The organism is Niabella ginsenosidivorans (assembly GCF_001654455.1).
GTDB lineage: Bacteria > Bacteroidota > Bacteroidia > Chitinophagales > Chitinophagaceae > Niabella > Niabella ginsenosidivorans.
Map to the genome: position 1 here is coordinate 921,738 of NZ_CP015772.1, position 19,748 is coordinate 941,485.

General features: G+C 47.7%; 9 protein-coding genes. All 9 read left to right on the top strand.

Translation table 11 applies throughout. From position 1 onward, the window contains the following. Window position 1: 1 nt before the first annotated feature. The gene (locus A8C56_RS03965; protein ID WP_067752355.1) at window positions 2-1,036 is read left to right on the top strand and encodes an L-rhamnose/proton symporter RhaT; all 1,035 of its coding nucleotides are present in this window, start codon (window positions 2-4) and stop codon (window positions 1,034-1,036) included. Beyond that, window positions 1,033-2,079, top strand: a complete 1,047-nt coding sequence (locus A8C56_RS03970) for a Gfo/Idh/MocA family protein (RefSeq protein WP_067752358.1) — start codon at window positions 1,033-1,035, stop codon at window positions 2,077-2,079. The genes A8C56_RS03965 and A8C56_RS03970 overlap by 4 nt, the downstream gene beginning before the upstream one ends. Window positions 2,080-2,252: 173 nt before the next feature. Next, on the top strand, window positions 2,253-4,967 hold the full coding sequence (locus A8C56_RS03975; RefSeq protein ID WP_067752361.1) for an alpha-d-galacturonidase: 2,715 nt from the start codon (window positions 2,253-2,255) through the stop codon (window positions 4,965-4,967). 466 nt (window positions 4,968-5,433) lie between these two features. Then, window positions 5,434-8,277 carry a glycoside hydrolase family 95 protein gene (locus A8C56_RS03980; RefSeq protein ID WP_067752364.1) on the top strand — a complete coding sequence of 948 codons (2,844 nt, stop codon included), beginning with the start codon at window positions 5,434-5,436 and terminating at the stop codon, window positions 8,275-8,277. Further along, entirely contained in the window at window positions 8,261-11,803 is a 3,543-nt protein-coding gene (locus tag A8C56_RS03985) for a malectin domain-containing carbohydrate-binding protein (protein ID WP_067752367.1), read from the top strand. The genes A8C56_RS03980 and A8C56_RS03985 overlap by 17 nt, the downstream gene beginning before the upstream one ends. A gap of 499 nt (window positions 11,804-12,302) precedes the next feature. Next, window positions 12,303-14,990 carry an alpha-L-rhamnosidase gene (locus A8C56_RS03990; protein ID WP_067752369.1) on the top strand — a complete coding sequence of 896 codons (2,688 nt, stop codon included), beginning with the start codon at window positions 12,303-12,305 and terminating at the stop codon, window positions 14,988-14,990. Beyond that, window positions 14,987-16,084 (top strand): glycoside hydrolase family protein, encoded by a 1,098-nt coding sequence (locus A8C56_RS03995; RefSeq protein WP_245645743.1) that lies wholly within the window; start codon window positions 14,987-14,989, stop codon window positions 16,082-16,084. The genes A8C56_RS03990 and A8C56_RS03995 overlap by 4 nt, the downstream gene beginning before the upstream one ends. A 37-nt stretch (window positions 16,085-16,121) precedes the next feature. Further along, a complete protein-coding gene (locus tag A8C56_RS04000; RefSeq protein ID WP_067752375.1) occupies window positions 16,122-18,512 on the top strand; it encodes a glycoside hydrolase family 2 TIM barrel-domain containing protein in 2,391 nt (796 codons plus the stop codon). Window positions 18,513-19,035: 523 nt separating this feature from the next. After that, window positions 19,036-19,746 (top strand): DUF3826 domain-containing protein, encoded by a 711-nt coding sequence (locus A8C56_RS04005; RefSeq protein WP_084489997.1) that lies wholly within the window; start codon window positions 19,036-19,038, stop codon window positions 19,744-19,746. Window positions 19,747-19,748 lie beyond the last annotated feature (2 nt).

Sequence of the window (19,748 nt, forward strand, 5' to 3'; positions counted from 1 at the left end):
CATGCAGTTATTCAATGGTATATTCTTTCACGGGGTGGGCGCTTCATCGGCAGCGCTCTGTTATACGCCCGAAAAAAAAATAAGGGGATGGTCCTGGCAAACCTATTGGCTGGCGCAGGCGGCGGTATGCTGGCTGCTGCTGCCGGTTATTGTAGCAATGATCACCATACCCTCGCTGGCGACCGTGCTGAAAGAGGCTCCTGCTTCGGCAATGCGTAACTCCTTCTTACTGGGGATGGCGTATGGAATAGGCGGTACCGCTTTTGGTATTGCAATCCGATACATCGGCTTTTCATTAACCTATGCCATTTCTGTAGGGCTTTCCTGCATTCTGGGAACGCTGTTGCCACCCATTGTGCAGGGAACCATTACTGATGTCATCAGCGGGCGTGGAGGTGGCTGGATTATTGCCGGCGTATTTCTGGGAGCGCTGGGCATTGCCTGTTGTGGTGGGGCCGGCTGGTTCAAGGAAAAAACAGTCGGCGGAAAGCAGAATAGTTTTTCATTAAAAAAAGGATTGCCGCTTTGCATCTTATCGGGCATTCTTTCCGCATTTTATGGCTTTGCGATCAATGCCGGTAAACCGATATCTGATATTGCGGCCGGTTATGGGGCGGGCAATTTCCAGGTAAATGTTGTTTATTTATTTTCAAACTCCGGTGCCTTCCTTACTACATTGCTGTATATGTTCTACCTGCATAATAAAAACAGCACCTGGAGGCAGTATGCCCGGCCAGGGGTAAAAGGGGCTTTGCCGGTTAACTACCTGATGGCGGTGCTGACCGGCCTGTTCTGGTATGGCCAGTTCTTTTTTTACGGATTGGGGCATGTACAATTAGGGCGATATGAATTTTCCAGCTGGGCTATACATATGATCCTGCTGGTGTTCTTTAGCTCGGTTGTGGGGCTGGTATTAAAAGAATGGAAGGGCACCACCGGAAAGGCAAAAGCGACCCTGGTAAGCGCGCTGCTGGTATTGTTGCTGGCGGTCATTATATTAACGTATGGTAATTATCTGGGAGGTACCGGATCATGAGCACCAGGGATACAGGTATTTGCATTATTGGAGCCGGTGGCATTGTAAAAGCCGCTCACCTGCCTGCCTACAGGCTTGCGGGGTTTGCTGTAAAGGGTATTTTAGATCTTGACCGGCAAAAGGCAGAAGACCTGGCCATGCAATTCAATATACCCCATGTATATGAATCAGTGCAATCGATGGTCGCTGACCAGAACGATTCCGTGATCTATGATTGCGCATTGCCCGCTTCGGAAACAGCGGCGGTCTTACAACAATTGCCCGATAAGGCAACTGTGCTGATCCAGAAGCCGCTTGGGGAGCGCATTGAGGAAGCAAGAGGACTGCTGGAGCTTGCGCATGCAAAACGATTAAATGCAGGCGTTAATTTTCAATTGCGGTTTGCGCCCGGTGTGCTGGAAGCAAAGCGGATGATAAAAGAAGGGATGATCGGCGCGCTTACTGATCTTGAGGTCTATGTAAATGTGCACACTCCCTGGAACCTCTGGTCCTTTCTTTTTGGAAAACCAAGGATGGAGATCAATTATCACAGCGTGCATTATATTGACCTGGTCCGTTCTTTTCTGGGCAATCCGGATACGGTGTATGCAAAAACGTTCCGGCATCCGGACGCGCCTGAGCTGGCTTCGGTAAAAAGTACCATTATAATGGATTATGGCGATCTGCTGCGGGCCACTATTCATACCAATCACCATCATGACTTTGGGTATAAGCACCAGGAAGCATCTATAAAAATAGAAGGAACAAAAGGCGCTATAAAAATGAGCCTGGGCGCGCTGATCAACTATCCTGAGGGCGTGCCGGATACCTTTGAGTATGTATTGGTTGAAAATGGCAAATGTGCTGACTGGAGATCCAAACACATTGGGGGTACCTGGTTCCCGCATGCGTTTATCGGTACCATGCAGCAAATGATAAATGTAAAAGAAGGTCTGGTCAACAAACCGGAGAATAGTATTGATGATGCTTTTGAAACAATGAAGTGCGTGGAGGCTGCCTATATCAGCAGCCAGCAGGGAGGGGTTGCTCCTGTATTACTATAATGTTATTGATGTTTGACCTGACACGGTTAGTATATGCTTCTTATTTATGCCCATAGTAATACTACGGTTGAAGTGTGCGACGCAACCGGTATCCATAAGTAGCACTACAGCCGGGCACATAAAAATAACAGGTACTAATTGTGCCCCTTATTAATATAAATTGTACGATCAGGATGCGTTTATTTGTTGTTGTTCTATTGGTGTTGTTTACTGTTACAGTAAGAGCCGGTGCAAAGGAAAAGATTGTGCTGGGCATAGCAAGGGACGCATCGCCCAGGGTGCAGTTTGGAGCACATTACCTGCAACAAGCGCTGATGAAGCTGGGCTATCCTGTGGATGTTATCCCGTATAAAGAGCAACCGCAAAAAGAGCAGCTGATCTTAATTGCCACCTCGCCGGACAGTGCGCATCTGAAAAAGGAAAGCTTTGTCATTAATGCTAAAAAGAAATATATAACCATTACCGGGGGTGATGCCACCGGAACTCTGTATGGTTGTTTTGAGCTGGCAGACCGCATTAAGGAAGCCGGCATTGTTCCGCAGGCGCTTGTTTTTTCCGATGCGCCGGAAATGGTTTTGCGTGGTCAGTGCATCGGCCTGCAAAAGCCCTACTACCTGCCGGGGCGGAATGTATATGAATACCCGTATACACCGCAAACCTTTCCCTGGTTCTATAATAAAAAATTGTGGATACAGGTGCTGGATTCCATGGCGCACAACCGGATGAACTCTTTGTATTTGTGGAACGGCCACCCGTTTGCCTCGCTGGTAAAACTAAAGGAGTATCCGTATGCTGTTGAAGTGGATGATGCCACCTTTAAATTAAACGAGGAAATGTACCGGTTCCTTACCACTGAAGCAGACAAGCGGGGTATATGGGTGATACAGATGTTTTACAATATTATTGTATCCAAACCTTTTGCAGAAAAAAATCATTTAAAGACTCAGGAACGGGAGCGGCCGATCATTCCGGTGATTGCAGATTATACGCGAAAATCGATAGCTGCCTTTGTAGAAAAATACCCGAACGTGGGCCTGATGGTTTGCCTGGGCGAGGCTATGGAGGGGGTAGGCAATGATGATATTGAGTGGTTTACCAAAACCATCATACCCGGTGTGCAGGATGGGATGAAGGCCGCAGGTATCCGGAAAGAACCGCCCATCGTATTGCGGGCGCATGATACGGATGCTCCTTCTGTAATGAAAGCGGCGCTGCCCCTGTATAAGAATTTATATACGGAAGCAAAATTCAATGGGGAAGCATTAACGGACCCAAGGCCCAGGGGAGAATGGGCAAAACTGCACCAGACCCTGAGCCACTTGGGCAGCGTACATATTGCCAATGTGCATATCCTGGCCAACCTGGAACCGTTCAGATATAGCGCTCCTGATTTTATACAACAAAGCGTTATTGGAATGAACGAGGTGCTGGGCGCGTATGGGCTGCACCTGTACCCCGAAGCTTCTTACTGGGACTGGCCGTATACGGCGGACAGCGTTCAGGGAGGAAAACGGTTGCTGCAGATAGAACGGGACTGGATCTGGTACAAAGCCTGGAGCCGTTATGCATGGAGGTCGGAACGGGACCGGGAGGAGGAAACCGTTTACTGGAGCCGCCTGATGGGCAACCAGTTCGGGCTTGATAAGGAAAAAGGCAAATTGATTTTGCAGTCTTATGAAGCAATGGGGCAGATCGCGCCCAAGCTGCTAAGGCGCTTTGGCATTACAGATGGCAACCGGCAAACATTAACGCTTGGTATGCTGATGACCCAGCTGATCAACCCTTACCGGTATGGATTATTTACACTGTTGTATGAAGGGGAAAGCCCTGAAGGAGAGATGCTGATTGAATATGCTGATAAGGAATGGCACCATCAGCCGCATAAAGGAGAAACACCGGTGCAGATAGCAAAGGAGGTACGGAAGCATGGAGATGACGCGGTGGCAGCGCTGAAAGGGCTTGATGCATCTCTTACAAAAAACAGGGCAGAGTTTGACCGGGTTAAAAATGATGCGGCTTGCTACCGGGCGCTGGCTTATCATTATGCGGCTAAGGCAGAAGCTGCCTTGCAGGTGTTGCGTTATAAATATTCCGATAATATAGAAGACCTGGAGCAGGCATTGCCGTTGTTAAAGCAAAGCCTGGACTGGTATCAGCAATTGGTAACACTAACAAAAAGCACTTACCTGTATGCCAACAGTATGCAGACACAGCAACGTAAAATTCCTTTGCGCGGTGTTAACGGAACATTCAAAACCTGGGCAGAAGTATTACAGCCCATGCAGCAGGAGTACGATCACTTTGTAAAAAAGCTGGATTCTTTAAAGAACACGGCAACTGCCGGAACAGTAAAAACAGCTCCTTTAAAGAATACGGAGGTAAAGCTGCAGGGCAGTTATGAATGGTTTACGATTGACAGTCTGAACAGGGTGTATAAGGATACTTCATTAGCTATACGTGCCTGTGCACCTGAGCTGGCGGGCATCCGGGGGATAAAACTTTTGTGGAAAGATCAGCTCACCAGCCCTACCAGCATTACCTTTACCAATAAGAAACCTGTAAAAGTGCTGGTAGGCTTTTTTCAGCCACAGAAAGCTGCATTTACAAGGGATACCATTTACCTGAAAGCTCCTGAACTGGAAACAAACGCACTGGCAAATGATTACGGGCAGGCAGATACTAAAATAGCCAATGCGCTGGTGCTGCCCGGCATGCCGCAGGTGAATGTGCACACTTATGACTTCAAGGCAGGAGTTAATACCCTGAAACTGGAAAAAGGCGCGGTTCTGATCCTGGGATTTGTGGAGGGGGGTGCACCGGTTCCCGTTTATGATGCAGGCCTGTATGAGAGTGGTAATAAAAAACAGGTAGACTGGTTGTTTGAATAGATGTTGCTGTTGGGAAACGGCAACTGCACGGCTCTTTAAAATGATAGGTGAATTCGACGAACAAATATCATGGTGAGGGTATTGCTGATAAGTTCTTTAAAATGACAAAAAAACCGGCGTTACCTTGAGCCAAACATAAAAGGGGAAAATTAAGTTTATTGAAATGACAAGTAAATAAAGAGTCGTCATGCTGAGCGGAGTGTAACGCAGCCGAAGCATCTCTGGATAATCGGTGGGTCTTAATAATCAAGAGACCCTTCCGCTTCTTCCGCTTTCAGCGGAATACGGTCAGGGTGACGAAATACTATAACACTTGTCATTAACAGCGAAGCGTAGCGTATTCAAAATAGTTCTTCAAACAAATGAACTCTTCAGCTCTTTCACTTACAATTAATGAAGCGCATACGCTGCCGGTGCTTTTTAAAATAAAAGGGACAGATTTCTGAAATACTGAACAATAGACACAATGAAAAATAGTAACCCGGTCCTGATCGCTGTATTTTTGATCGCTTTAGCGGCGCCGTCAGGTGCGCAGGACTTAAGGCTTTGGTACAAACAACCCGCAAAGGAATGGGTAGAAGCGCTGCCTATCGGTAATGGCAGGCTTGGCGCCATGGTGTTTGGCGGGGCACAGACAGACCGCATACAGTTCAATGAGCAAACCCTGTGGACGGGCTACCCGAGGGATTATAATAAAAAGGGCGCTTACAGATACCTGGATTCCATCAGGGGACTGTTGTTTGCAGGAAAACAAAAAGAGGCGGAAGAACTTGCGGGGCGGGAGTTTATGGGGCTAAAATCACGGGAGGGCAACCGGGAGGAGTGGATCGAACAACAAAAAGCAATTTTAAAACTGAAAGAGAACCCGGCGCAACCGGGCTATAACGACCGGTCCTGGAAAAAAATGCAGGTGCCCGGTTATGATGGCTGGGAAAAAGAAGGACTGGAAGAGCTGGACGGCGCTGTGTGGTTCCGGAAGACCTTTAACCTGCCCGCAGGATGGACGGGGAGAGACCTGGTTTTGAACATCAATAAGATTGCGGATATGGATTACACTTACCTCAACGGAACATGGATCGGTTCCGGCAACAGCGGGGATGCCCCCCGCAACTATACCCTTCCGGCAAAGCTGTTAAAACCCGGGCAAAACACCCTTGCAATACTGGTTTTGAACTTTACCGGTAAAGGCGGCATACTGGGGTACAAAGATCCGGCAAAGCAGATCGGTATTTATCCTGTTGGAGGCAGTGAGCAGGAACAGCAATCTTTAAACGGACAGTGGAACTATTTTGTACAAACCGATGAAGTGCCGGCCACCGGTGAATACCAGGCAAGCTATCAGCCTTTTGGTGATGTATTTTTTCATTGGAATGTAAATGAAACAAAAGTAACGGACTACCGCAGGAGCCTGGATCTTGAAAATGCGGTACTAACTACTTCCTATAGCTATAATGGTGTTGCGTATAAACGTACCTATATTGCCAGCCAGCCGGACCAGGTGCTTGCGGTTCATTTTACAGCTGATCAACCGGGAATGATCAGCTTTGAAACAACGCTGAGCAGTCCGCACCGGAATTTTGTAGTGATGCCGGTCAGCGGGAATACGGTGGCGCTGAAAGTAAAGGTAAAAGATGGCGCTTTAAAAGGAGAGAGCCTGGTACAGGTGCGTGTAAGCAGGGGCACTGTTCAAATAAAGGATAACCGGCTGGTGGTCCGTAATGCAGACGCGGCTACAGTGCTCATTGCCGCAGCTACCAACTTTAAAAATTATAAGGATGTATCCGGTAATCCGTCAGCGCTTTGTAAAACAGTGTTGCAGAAAGCAGGGCCGCGCTCCTTTGCATCCATCCTGGAAAGGCACCGGAAAGAGTACCAGCGTTATTTTAATACACTGTCTGTAAATTTTTACAATAAAAAAGGCGTACCGGCTGCTGATGAAGCATTGCCGACGGATCAGCGGCTGGAACGGTTCAGAACGGCTGATGATCCCGCATTTGTAGCCTTGTACCTGCAATACGGGCGATACCTGCTCATCAGCAGCTCAAGGCCCGATGCGTACCCTGCCAATCTGCAGGGCATCTGGAATGACCTGCTGTCACCTCCCTGGGGCAGCAAATACACCACCAACATTAATGCAGAAATGAATTACTGGCCCGCTGAATTATTGGGGTTATCACCCTTGCATAATGCATTTTTTAAGATGGTGTGGGAGGTATCCGAAACGGGTAAAGAAACGGCCCGGGAGTATTATCATGCACCGGGCTGGGTGCTGCACCATAATACCGACCTGTGGCGGGGCACGGCACCGATTAACGCCTCCAATCACGGGATCTGGGTAACCGGCGGCGCCTGGTTCTGTGCGCATTTATGGGAGCGCTACCTGTTTACAAAAGACAGGAATTTTTTAAGGGATACGGCTTATCCCATTATGAAGGAGGCCGCATTATTCTTTAATCATTTCCTGGTAAAAGACCCGGCTACAGGTTATCTGATCAGTGCACCTTCCAACTCCCCGGAGCAGGGCGGACTGGTAGCAGGGCCAACAATGGATCACCAGATCATCCGGAACCTTTTCAGATCGGTTATTGATGCGGCTGGTATTTTAAAGGTGGATGCCGCGTTCCGTAAAACCCTGCAGGAACAGTACCAGCAGATCGGCCCAAACAAAATAGGCCGTTACGGGCAGTTGCAGGAGTGGATGCAGGATGTGGATGATACCACCAATAAGCACCGCCATGTATCCCATCTGTGGGCTGTTTACCCGGGCAATGAAATTAACTGGGAAACCACACCGGAGCTGATGAAAGCGGCAAGGCAATCGCTGATCTACCGGGGTGATGCAGCCACCGGCTGGAGCCTGGGCTGGAAAATAAACCTGTGGGCCCGTTTTAAAGAAGGGAACCATGCATTTCAGCTCATCCGGATGCTGCTGACGCCCGCGGGAAGAAGTGCCGGCAGTTATCCCAATTTATTTGATGCGCATCCGCCGTTCCAGATCGATGGGAACTTTGGCGGCGCTGCGGGCATTGGTGAGCTGCTGGTACAGTCCCATACCGCGTTCATTGATATTTTACCGGCGTTGCCGGATGCATTGCCCGGTGGTGCTATTCATGGCATCCGTGCCCGCGGCGGATTGATCTTAAATATAGAATGGGCCAATAAACAACTGAAAAAACTGGAGATACAGGCAATTGCAGATGGAACCGCTCAGCTCCGATACAATAATACGGTATTGCCATTTGCGTTTAAGAAAGGGAAAAGCTATACAATAAGCGGGGACTTTAAACAGATCAATGAGAACAGGAATTGACAGGAGATGGATCTATTTAATGCTGGTGACCTGTTTCAGTTTTTTAACAGGCACTCAACTGGCGGCGCAGTGGTATTTTGAAAGAGATACCCTTTCTTTAAATGAGGGATGGCTTACGGTAGCCACAGATTCCCTGTTGCAGGAATACAAAGGATTTGAACAGGCGGGTTACAATACAGCGGGCTGGAAAAAGGTAACGGCTCCGCATAACTGGGATGATTACTATGGGTACAGGCGGTTACTGCATGGCAATTTTCATGGTAATGCCTGGTATAAAAAAAAGTTCAGCATCAGCAAACAACAGGGAAAAAGATACCTGCTTTTTTTTGAGGGTGTGGGCTCCTATGCTACGGTATGGGTAAATGGAATAAAAGTGGGTGCCCATGCAGGAGGGCGTACCACGTTTACACTGGATATAACGGATGCTGTAAAGAAAGAAGGCGTAAACGACCTGGCGGTGCTGGCGGAGCATCCCGCCGGAATTAAAGATCTGGCCTGGGTTTGCGGCGGATGCAGTGATGAGCGGGGCTTTTCTGAAGGATCGCAGCCGCTGGGAATTTTCCGTCCTGTTCGGTTGATCGTTACCGGCAATATCCGCATCGCTCCCTTTGGGGTACATGCCTGGTCCGCTATAAAAAAGAACCGGTCGGAATTATTCGTTAATGCAACCATTAAAAATGACCGTGAAAGCGCTGCAGTTGTTCAGTTAATTGCACGGTTAAAAAATAAAAAGCAGCAGGTGGTTGCAGAAAGCCGGCAGACAGTCCGGTTACAGCAGCTGGATTCTGTTACCGTAGCCCTGCCCAAACTGACGATCGACCACCCTGAATTATGGTCGCCGGAGCATCCGTATTTATACACCATTGAAACGATCATAAAAACAGGTGCGGTGGAAGTAGATAAGGTAAGAACTGATTTTGGATTCAGAACCCTTCACTGGAATACGGCCACCCACCGGTTTTTTTTAAATGATACACCTGTTTTTATCAACGGGATCGCAGAGTATGAGCATCAGCTGGGGCAAAGCCATGCTTTTTCCAATGAAGAGATCATTGCCCGGGTAAAATGGCTGCAGGCCGCGGGTTTCAACGCGTTCCGCGATGCGCATCAGCCCCACAATTTGTTATATGGTACCTTGTTTGACCAAAAGGGAATTCTGTGGTGGCCGCAGTTGTCGGCGCATATCTGGTATGATACCCCGGAGTTCCGGAAACAGTTCAAAGCCTCTTTAAGAGAATGGGTGCTGGAGCGCAGGAATGATCCCGCCGTTATTTTATGGGGTTTGCAGAACGAGAGCAAGTTGCCGGAGGATTTTGCAAAAGAATGTACGGCACTGATCCGGAGCCTGGATCCTACGGCCTCCGTTCAGCGGTTAGTAACCACCTGCAATGGTGGTAAAGGAACGGATTGGGATGTGCCCCAGAACTGGACGGGCACATATGGAGGAAATCCGGATACCTATGACCGGGATCTGAAAAAGCAGGTATTGATAGGTGAGTATGGCGCATGGCGTACCCTTGGCCTGCATGAAGCAGACAGCGTCCGCTCCTTCTTATACACAGAAGATAATATGGTGGCTTTAATGGAAAAAAAACTGCGTCTGGGTGAGGCTGCAAAGGATAGCAGCGCCGGTCATTTTTTATGGTTGCTGAATTCTCATGACAACCCCGGCAGGGTGCAGGGAGGCGAGGGCTTCAGGGCGATCGATCGTATCGGGCCTGTAAATTATAAAGGAATGCTGACCTCCTGGGAAGAGCCAACGGACGTATATTATATGTATCGCTCCAATTACGCCTCAAAACAAACAGACCCGATGGTGTATATTGCTTCGCATACATGGCCCAACCGGTGGATGACGCCGGGCATTAAGGATGCTGTAGTGGTCTACTCCAATTGCGATGAGGTGGAGCTGTTCAATGATATGGAAGCTGCTTCCCTGGGCCGGAAAAAGAACAACGGCCGGGGCTATCATTTTCAATGGGATCATGTAAACATCCGGTACAATATTTTATATGCAGTGGGTTATGTGAATGGGAAAGTTGTTGCGCGGGATACCATCCTGTTATATCATTTACCGCAGGCGCCGCATTTTGAAAAATTGTATGCTGACGCCCGGAATAGTACTGCTCCGCGTAAAGGCTATACATATGTTTACCGGGTGAACTGCGGAGGCCCGGATTACAGGGATCAGAACGGGAACACCTGGCAGGCGGACAGACCGCTGCCACATTTTGAGCCGTCTCAAACCTCAAAGCTCAGATCTGGGATACCTTATTGGGGCTCTTCTTCCTGGGCGGACCGGTTTACGGGAATGCCCTCTTTTTTTGCAAGCCAGCAGCGAACCTTTTCACCCGTTAAAGGAACAAGGGACTGGCCGCTGTTCCAGGATTTCCGCTATGGCAAGAATGAGCTGAAATATACGTTCCCGTTGCCGGACGGCAACTATATCGCAGAGCTGTATTTTGCAGAACCCTGGCTGGGCGTTGGGGGCGGGTCGGATGCGTCGGGCATGCGCTTGCTGAATGTGGCATTTAATGATACGATGGTTTTAAACGACCTGGATATCTGGAAGGAAGCAGGAACCAATACCGCACTGAAAAAAACAATACCGGTAACCGTTAAAGGCGGCCGGCTGGTGATCTCCTTTCCCGGGTCAAAAGCAGGACAGGCGCTGATTGCGGCTATTGCCATTGCCACAAAGGATACGCGCGTTAAAGCAGCAAATGCATTTGAGAATGTTACAGTGCTGAATGCACAGGGCGTGGAACTGCAATCCTGGCTGGATATCGGTAACCGGCCTTTTGAAGGGGAAACTATCCGGATCAGCCGGCTGCCTCCGGAGCTTTTTACCGCCGACTGGCTCCGGGTCAGCCGTAAAAAAACAAAAGACATCTCATTCAGGGTACAGCAGGCTTCGGATATTTATCTTGCAATACCACCCGATGCGCCCGCTCTTTACTATACAAAGGAATATGAACCAACAAACCTGTTTATAATAACGGATGAGGCGGGAGGCAGAAAATATGTTGTTTTCAAAAAAAGAGTGCCGGCAGGAGCTGTTTATTCTTTAAAACAGGCCGGTTCCTGTTTGGTAATGATCACTCCGTCATCAAACATGCAGCCTGCTTTTGACCTGAAGCCGGTTACAGGTTATAAAGCAGATGGGGCTATTGCAGGTACAGGGATCACAATGGAAACAATATCCGGCGCTCCCCGCCTGGTGGTACAAACAAATGCAGCCACTTCAATAGAGTGGCCGGTATCAGCGGGCGTTGCGGATATCTATAATATCACTTTGAAATATTTTTATCCGTTACAGGAAGACAGAACCTTAGTGCTCACAGTAACGGATGCAGGAGGCAACAGGATGGTGGAACAAAACATTCCGCTTAAATTTACCCCAACGGGTAAATGGTCATTGTCAACAGTAAATACCCGTACAATGATCAATGCGGGCCATTATACGGTGCGTTTAACAGTAAAGAATCTAAAAGGACTGGTGGTGTCCGGTATTGAAGTACAATAAAAGGAAGAAAGAAAAGATTGGCCTGGCGAAACCGGTAGCTTCGCAATAGGTAGGACTGATTAAAAAGTAATATCGGCCCGGGCCACAAATAAAAGTGAAAAATTAAGTTCTTTAAATCCGAACATTCGGATGACAAAAGTGAATGTCATGGTGAGCCTGTCATAGTGAGGCAATCATAAAAGCGTTGCATTTATGTTCATTGAAATGACAAGTTCTTTTCAATCGTCATCCCGACCAATCCCGCTGAAAGCGGGAGCGCGGAGGGATCTCATCTATTATAGAGATTTACCTTCGGTGAAATTGTTCTCCACTCCGCTTCGCTGCGGTCCGAAATGATGTGCTTGTATGTTGTTTATTATCAAAATATTATATCACCTGCCATTAGCAGCCCTCCCGTGCTGGCCCCGAAGCTTGGGGCGGACGGGCCTGGCAAAGGCAGCAATAAGGGGTTGCGGCAATTAAGAACAGTTTACAAAGCGGGTAAATAAAAAATATACGAATGAAACGATTGTTGTTTTTAGGATTGTTTTTATCAGTAATTAAAATAGCGCCGGCACAGCTGCAGCCGGTCAACCTGCGCTGTGAATACCTGAAGGATCCGTTGGGTATTGATGCGGAGCAGCCCCGGCTGAGCTGGGAATTATCAGGCACTGCCAATAACAGCCGGCAGACGGCCTATCGTATCCTGGTAGCAGATCAACCGGCGCTGCTGGATAAAGACCAGGGCAATATCTGGGATTCAAAAAAGATCAGCACATCAGCCTCTCTACAGATCGCCTATTCCGGGAAACCCCTGGTGTCCGGCAAAAAATATTTCTGGAAAGTAATGGTCTGGGATGAAAAGGGCAAAGCATCGGCATTCAGTAATAGGGCCATATGGCAAATGGGGCTGTTAACAGCTGCCGACTGGTCCGGCGCCCGGTGGATCGCGCATGATATCCTGCCGGACACCAGCATTATTCTTCCCTTTGCACATGGTAAAGGGAAAAAAGCCTGGGGCAAACGACCGGATGTATTGCCTTTGTTCAGGAAAGAATTTATAATAAAAAAGCAGGTAGAAGAAGCCACCGTTTTTATCAGCGGGCTGGGACATTTTGAAATGAGCATTAACGGGAAAAAGACAGGAGATCACTTCCTGGATCCGGGCTGGACACAATATTCCAGGCAGGCACAGTATGTTACATTTGATATTACCCGTCAGTTGAACGAAGGAAACAATGTGATCGGTGTACTGTTGGGTAACGGCTTTTATTATATTCCCGGTGAGCGTTACAGAAAGCTGACCGGCGCTTATGGATATCCTAAAATGATCGCGAAGATCCGGATCCGGTATAAAGACGGATCGGAGCAGGTAATTATTTCAGATAATAGTTGGAAAACGACCGGATCACCTGTTTATTTTTCCAGCATTTACGGCGGGGAAGATTATGATGCTAACAGGGAACAAAAGGGCTGGGATCAGAAGGGCTATAACGATGCAGGATGGAAAAATGCTTTGGTTACTACAGGCCCCCCCGGGTTGTATGCGCAGCCGGCAGCGCCGGTTAAGGTGATGCAGGCGCTGGAACCGGTTGCAAAAAAAGAACTGGCCCCGGGAATATGGATGTACGACCTCGGGCAAAACTTTTCCGGGATTCCTGCTATAAAAGTATCCGGTAAAAAGGGAGACACCATACGTTTACGCCCGGCTGAATTGGTGAATGAAGACGGTACTGCCAACCAGAAGGCCACCGGCAGCCCGTATTATTATACCTATGTATTAAAAGGCGCTGAGGTGGAAGAGTGGCACCCGCGGTTTACTTATTATGGTTTCCGGTATGTGCAGGTAGAAGGTGCAACACCCGCTGATCACCCAACCTCATTGCCGGTTATAAAAGCATTAAAAGGGCTGCATATACGCAACAGCGCCCCTGAAACCGGTTCATTCAACTGTTCCAATGAATTATTTAATAAAACCAATGACCTCATCCGCTGGGCCATCCGGAGCAATATGGTAAGTGTTTTTACAGATTGTCCGCATCGGGAAAAACTGGGCTGGCTGGAAGAGACGCACCTGATGGGCGCTTCTGTTCAGTATAATTATGATATTGCAGCGCTTGCAAAAAAAATAGTGCGCGATATGATCAATGCGCAGACGGACGAGGGCCTGGTTCCCGATATTGCACCGGAATATGTTCATTTTGACGGCGGTTTCCGCGATTCACCCGAATGGGGCAGCGCAGCAGTGATCTTTCCCTGGTATGCCTTTCAATGGTATGGGGATACCTCTATTCTAAGGGATGCTTACCCGATGATGAAAAAATATATGTATTACCTTAAGGGAAAAGCAAAAGGCCATATTTTGTATTTTGGCCTGGGCGATTGGTTCGATCTTGGCCCTGATCGCCCGGGTGTTTCACAGCTGACACCAGAAGGGGTTACTTCAACGGCTACCTATTATTATGACCTGACGATACTTTCAAAGATCGCTGCATTGTTCAATAATAAAGCAGACCAGATCCTTTTTGAGAACCGGGCAGCAGCCGTAAAAAGCGCCTTTAACAAAAAGTTTTTTAATAAGGCAACAAAGCAGTATGCCACTGGCAGCCAGGCCGCCAATGCAATGGCTTTGTATATGGGCCTTGCAGAACCTCAATATCATGAAGCAGTTGTAAAAAACCTGGTCAAAGATATCCGTGCCCGCAATAATGCGCTTACAGGTGGCGATGTAGGCTACCGGTATGTATTAAGGGCTTTGGAAGATGCAGGGCATAGTGATGTGATCTATGATATGAACAACCGGAGCGATGTGCCCGGCTATGGATACCAGTTAGCGCATGGAGCAACTGCACTGACAGAGTCCTGGGCCGCATTGCCCACAGTGTCCAATAATCATTTTATGTTGGGGCACCTGATGGAATGGTTCTATTCCGGTCTTTGCGGGATCCGGCAGGCAGCAGGTTCTGTAGGGTTTAAAGAGATCGAAATACGGCCGCATCCCGTGGGAGATATAAAAACAGCAAAAGCCGGCTATCATTCCGTGCGTGGACCTATTGAAGTAAGCTGGAAAAAACAGGGGGATCAGTTCACCATAGATGTTTCCATACCAGCCAATACAACAGCCGTTATTTACTATCCTCCGGGATACAATAAACAGGTGCAGAAAATAGGTTCGGGGAGCTATCATTTTACCGTAAAATCAAGATGATGCGAAAATTCGTATTAGGTGCATTGGGATTATTTTTTACAGGATCGGTACCGGCACAGCAGCAAACAGTGCCACAGGCTGCTATGGAAAAAATATATGAAGCCGTTAAAACTCCTTACAAATACGGACTGGTGGTGCTTCCGCCGGGTAAAGAAAAGAAAGTGGATTGTCCCACTGTTTACAGATCCGGGAATACCTGGTACATGACCTACTTGGTCTTTAATGGTCAGGGATATGAAACCTGGCTGGCCGGCAGTAAGGATTTGCTGCACTGGAAAACCCTTGGCGTGCAGTTGTCCTTTACAAAAACAGGCTGGGATGCCAGCCAGAAAGCAGGCTACAATGCCTTGGTAGACACCCGCTGGGGCGGCAGCTATGCGCTTCAGAAATATAAAGGAAAATACTGGATGTCTTATTTTGGCGGATCAACAGCAGGCTATGAGCCAGAGCCCTTGTCTATAGGAATGGCGTATACGGCACAAAAGCCGGTAAAGGCTGTTAAGTGGCAACGCCTGCCCGCGCCGGTATTGAGCGCCGATGACCCGGATGTAAGATGGTGGGAAAACCGGAAAAAGCTCTTTAAAAGTTATGTAATAGAAGATAAAGCGCGGAATACGGGTTACCGGTTCATTATGTATTATAATGCTGTAGGGGATTCATTGACGGATAATAAAAAAACGCGCTGGTATGAACGTATCGGCATGGCAGTATCCGATGATCTGGTGCACTGGAAACGGTACCTGCGCAACCCGGTAGTGCATCATCCGGAAGGCATTACCGGTGACCCGATGATCCAGAAGATCGGCAATATTTGGGTGCTGTTTTACTTCGGTGCTTTCTGGAAGGATCGCCCTGGCGCCTTTAACCGCTTTGCCTGTTCTTATGACCTGATCCACTGGACAGACTGGAACGGGGAAGACTTAATCCATTCTTCAATGGATTTTGACCGGAAATATGCGCACAAATCCTTTGTTTTAAAATATAAAGGAGTGGTATACCATTTTTATTGTGCGGTTGATGAAAAAGAGAACAGGGGCATAGCAGTGGCCACTTCAGTTGACAAAGGAAAAAGCCGGTTGCATTTTGAAAAGTAGGGGAGGCTTAAACGATGATCTACGATTGATAATAGTTATGAAGCATGTATTGTTGTTGATAGGTATGGTAATGAATGTGCTGATGGTTTCGGCCCAACGCACAACAATTGATTTTAATAAGGGATGGAAATTTATGCTGGCGGATGCTACCAGCTATAAGAACACAGATTTTAATGATGCTGCCTGGCGCCGGCTGGATCTGCCGCACGACTGGAGCATTGAAGGGCGTTTTAATGCTGCCAACCCGGCCGGTAATGCAGGTGGTGCTTTGCCCGGTGGTGTGGGCTGGTACCGGAAAACCTTTTCATTGCCGGAAACCGGTGAGCAGCGCAGGGTGTATCTGCAATTTGATGGTATTTACCGGAACAGTGAAGTATGGATCAACGGGCAATACCTGGGCAAATGGCCTTATGGCTATACGGCATTCCAGTATGAATTAACCTCCTATCTGAAAAAAGGAAATCAGAAAAATGTGATAGCCGTTCGGGTAGATAATGCACAGCAGCCAAATTCACGCTGGTACAGCGGCTCCGGCATTTACAGGGATGTACGGCTGGTGATCACCCGCCAGGTAGCGCTGGAACACTGGGGCGTTTTTGTAACCACACCGGAAGTTACCCGGGGCAGAGCGCTGGTAAATGTTGCAGCCACGTTGCACGAAGCGGTACCGGTGCCTGTCCTGATCGTCAATAAAATTTATGACAGCAAAGGGGTGCTGGTTGCGCACTCCAATGCAAGGCTGGCAACACAGGAACGCGTTTCCCTGCAAAAGCTGCCTGTCAATAACCCGGAATTGTGGTCTGTTGATCATCCGGCGCTGTACAGGCTGGTCACCCAGGTGTATGCAGGGGCGCTGCTTACAGACACTGATACCACTTCTTTTGGTATCCGTTATTTCAATTTTAATGCAAAGAGCGGATTCTCCTTAAACGGTGATCACCTGAAAATACAGGGTGTGTGCCTGCACCACGACCTGGGTGCATTGGGCGCTGCATTTAACCGGTCTGCCGCACGGCGGCAATTGCAGCGCTTAAAGGATATGGGTTGTAATGCGATTAGAACCGCTCACAACCCGCCTGCCGCTGCCTTCCTGGATCTTTGTGATGAAATGGGCTTCCTGGTGATGGATGAGTCTTTCGACATGTGGGCGAAGAAAAAGAATAAGTATGATTACTCCGGTGATTTTTTAAAATGGCACCAGAGAGACCTGGAGCATATGGTAAAGCGGGATCGCAATCATCCTGCTGTTTTTATATGGAGCATCGGGAATGAAATAAGAGAACAGTTTGACAGCACGGGCATAACACTTGCAAAAGAACTGGTGCATATCGTAAAATCGCTCGATACCACAAGACCCGTTACCTGTGCGCTGAGCGAGAATGATCCCGCAAAGAATTTTATCTATCAATCCAAAGCGCTGGATGTTGTGGGACTGAATTATCATATTGAAGCGTATGAAGATTTTCCAAAAAACTTCCCGGATGAAAAATTTATAGCCACTGAAAATGTTTCCGGCCTGGCTACGCGGGGGCATTATGACCTGCCCGCAGATTCGCTGCGTTACTGGCCGCCTTCCTCTAAATTCAAATATGTGCCGGAGGGGAACGCGGATTATACGGTATCTGCTTATGATAATGTTGCTGCTTACTGGGGTTCCACGCATGAGCAGACATGGCGCATCATAAAAAAGCACGATTACCTGTCCGGCTTATTTGTTTGGTCGGGATTTGATTTTCTGGGAGAACCGGTTCCCTATCCGTACCCTGCGCGCAGCTCTTATTATGGCATCATAGATCTTGCCGGCTTTCCCAAGGATGTTTATTATATGTACCAGAGCGAATGGACAAAAAAAACGGTGCTGCATATAGCGCCGCACTGGAACTGGAGGAAGGGGCAGAACGTAGATGTAAAAATCTATTACAATAACGCCGATGAAGTGGAATTATTTTTAAATGGCAGGTCGCTGGGAAAAAAAACAAAACCGGATACCGCTTTCCATGTTTTATGGAAGGTACCCTATGAGCCCGGCATGTTAAAAGCCGTTTCTTATAAAAAAGGCAGCAGGGTACTGGAAAGAACCATAAGAACAGCCGGTACTCCTGCGCGGATTGAAGCAACTGTTGAAAACCCAAACATCCGCCTGGCAGCAAATGAGCTGGCATATATAACTATCCGGATACTGGATAGAGAAGGAAATTTAGTGCCCGATGCCGGTAATGAAGTTGCCGTTACTACCGGTGCCAATGCAGAAGTGATCGCTATGGACAATGGCTACCAGGCAGACCAGGAACCCTTCCGGGCCCCGCAGCGTAAGGCTTACAACGGGATGGCGCTGGCGATTGTAAAAGGGTTAAAAAAAGGTACGGCAACCATTACAGTTACAGCAAAAGGAATGCAAAGGGCAACAGTGTCCGTTAGTATACAGTAATACGAAAGTGAAACTTATTATAGACCTAAACAAGCATTGGGACCAGCTAGCCGGAGTATTAAAAGCCCTCCAAAGCAGATAAGGTCTGTTTATTCTCAACACGCTCGTATTTTTAGGGGCACCAAAAGAAAAGGCCTAAGCGGTGAATGCTCCCGCAGAAATTGCTAATAGCGCTGATAATTGCCCATCTGCGCTTCCGCTATTGGCGGAAGGCTGCGTTCCGAAGGTTCGGAACAGCGGAACATCACATGCAAGCAAGATTCCTTACAGACCAATAAAAAAGGTTGCGTTTTTGTGAGGAAACTTTTTAGCTTGATTAAAATGTTACTTCCGTATGAATTCAATAAGCCCCTGTAACCTGTTTATAGCAGCTTCCTGTTCAATTCTTTCAGTATTTTTTTACGCAAACCATTGCGGAAAATAGGAAAATATTCCATTTCTATAGTGAAACCGTACATTGCGAAATGGCAGCGGGTGTTCTACTTTTATTCAGTAATAAATCATCCAGATAACGATTGTAGATATGTTCTGTATTTTTAATGGTAGACGGTTCTTTATATTGTTTAAGAATAGTACAGGCTTTTTTTCAGGGTTGTTTTTTGCAGTCAGCTTAAACGCGCAGTCCTCCGCCGGTAATATGAATGGGGAAGAAGCCGCTTACCGGAAAACGATTAATGAAAGAGCGTATAAGATTGTGGCACCTCTTGGTTTAAAAGATTCAGCCACATTTTATAAGGTACAGGCTGTTGTTGCAAAGCAGTATTTTGATCTGCGGGATCTTGATGCCGGTAATGCTACGGCCATTAAAGCCGTTAAAAGCACTAAGGAAGACCCGGCAGCAATGGCACAGCAGTTAAAAGCCGGGGAAGAAAAAAGAAATGCCATGGTGGAAAAATTGCATGCGGATTATTTAAAAAGATTGTCGGAGTGGTTAAATGCCGGCCAGATAGATGTAATCAAGAACGGCATGACCTATAACGTGCTGCCGCTTACCTATAAAGGATACCTGGAAATGATCCCCCGTTTAACTACAGAAGAACGGAAATTTATTATGGATGCGCTGGTAGAAGCCCGGGAGCATGCAATGGATGCAGGAACATCAGAAAAAAAGCATGCCTGGTTCGGGAAGTACAAAGGGCGTATCAATAATTATCTTTCAAAAAGAGGATATGATATGAATAAAGAAAGCAAGGACTGGCAGGAGCGGATAAAGAGGCAGCAGTCCGGTAAGTAATC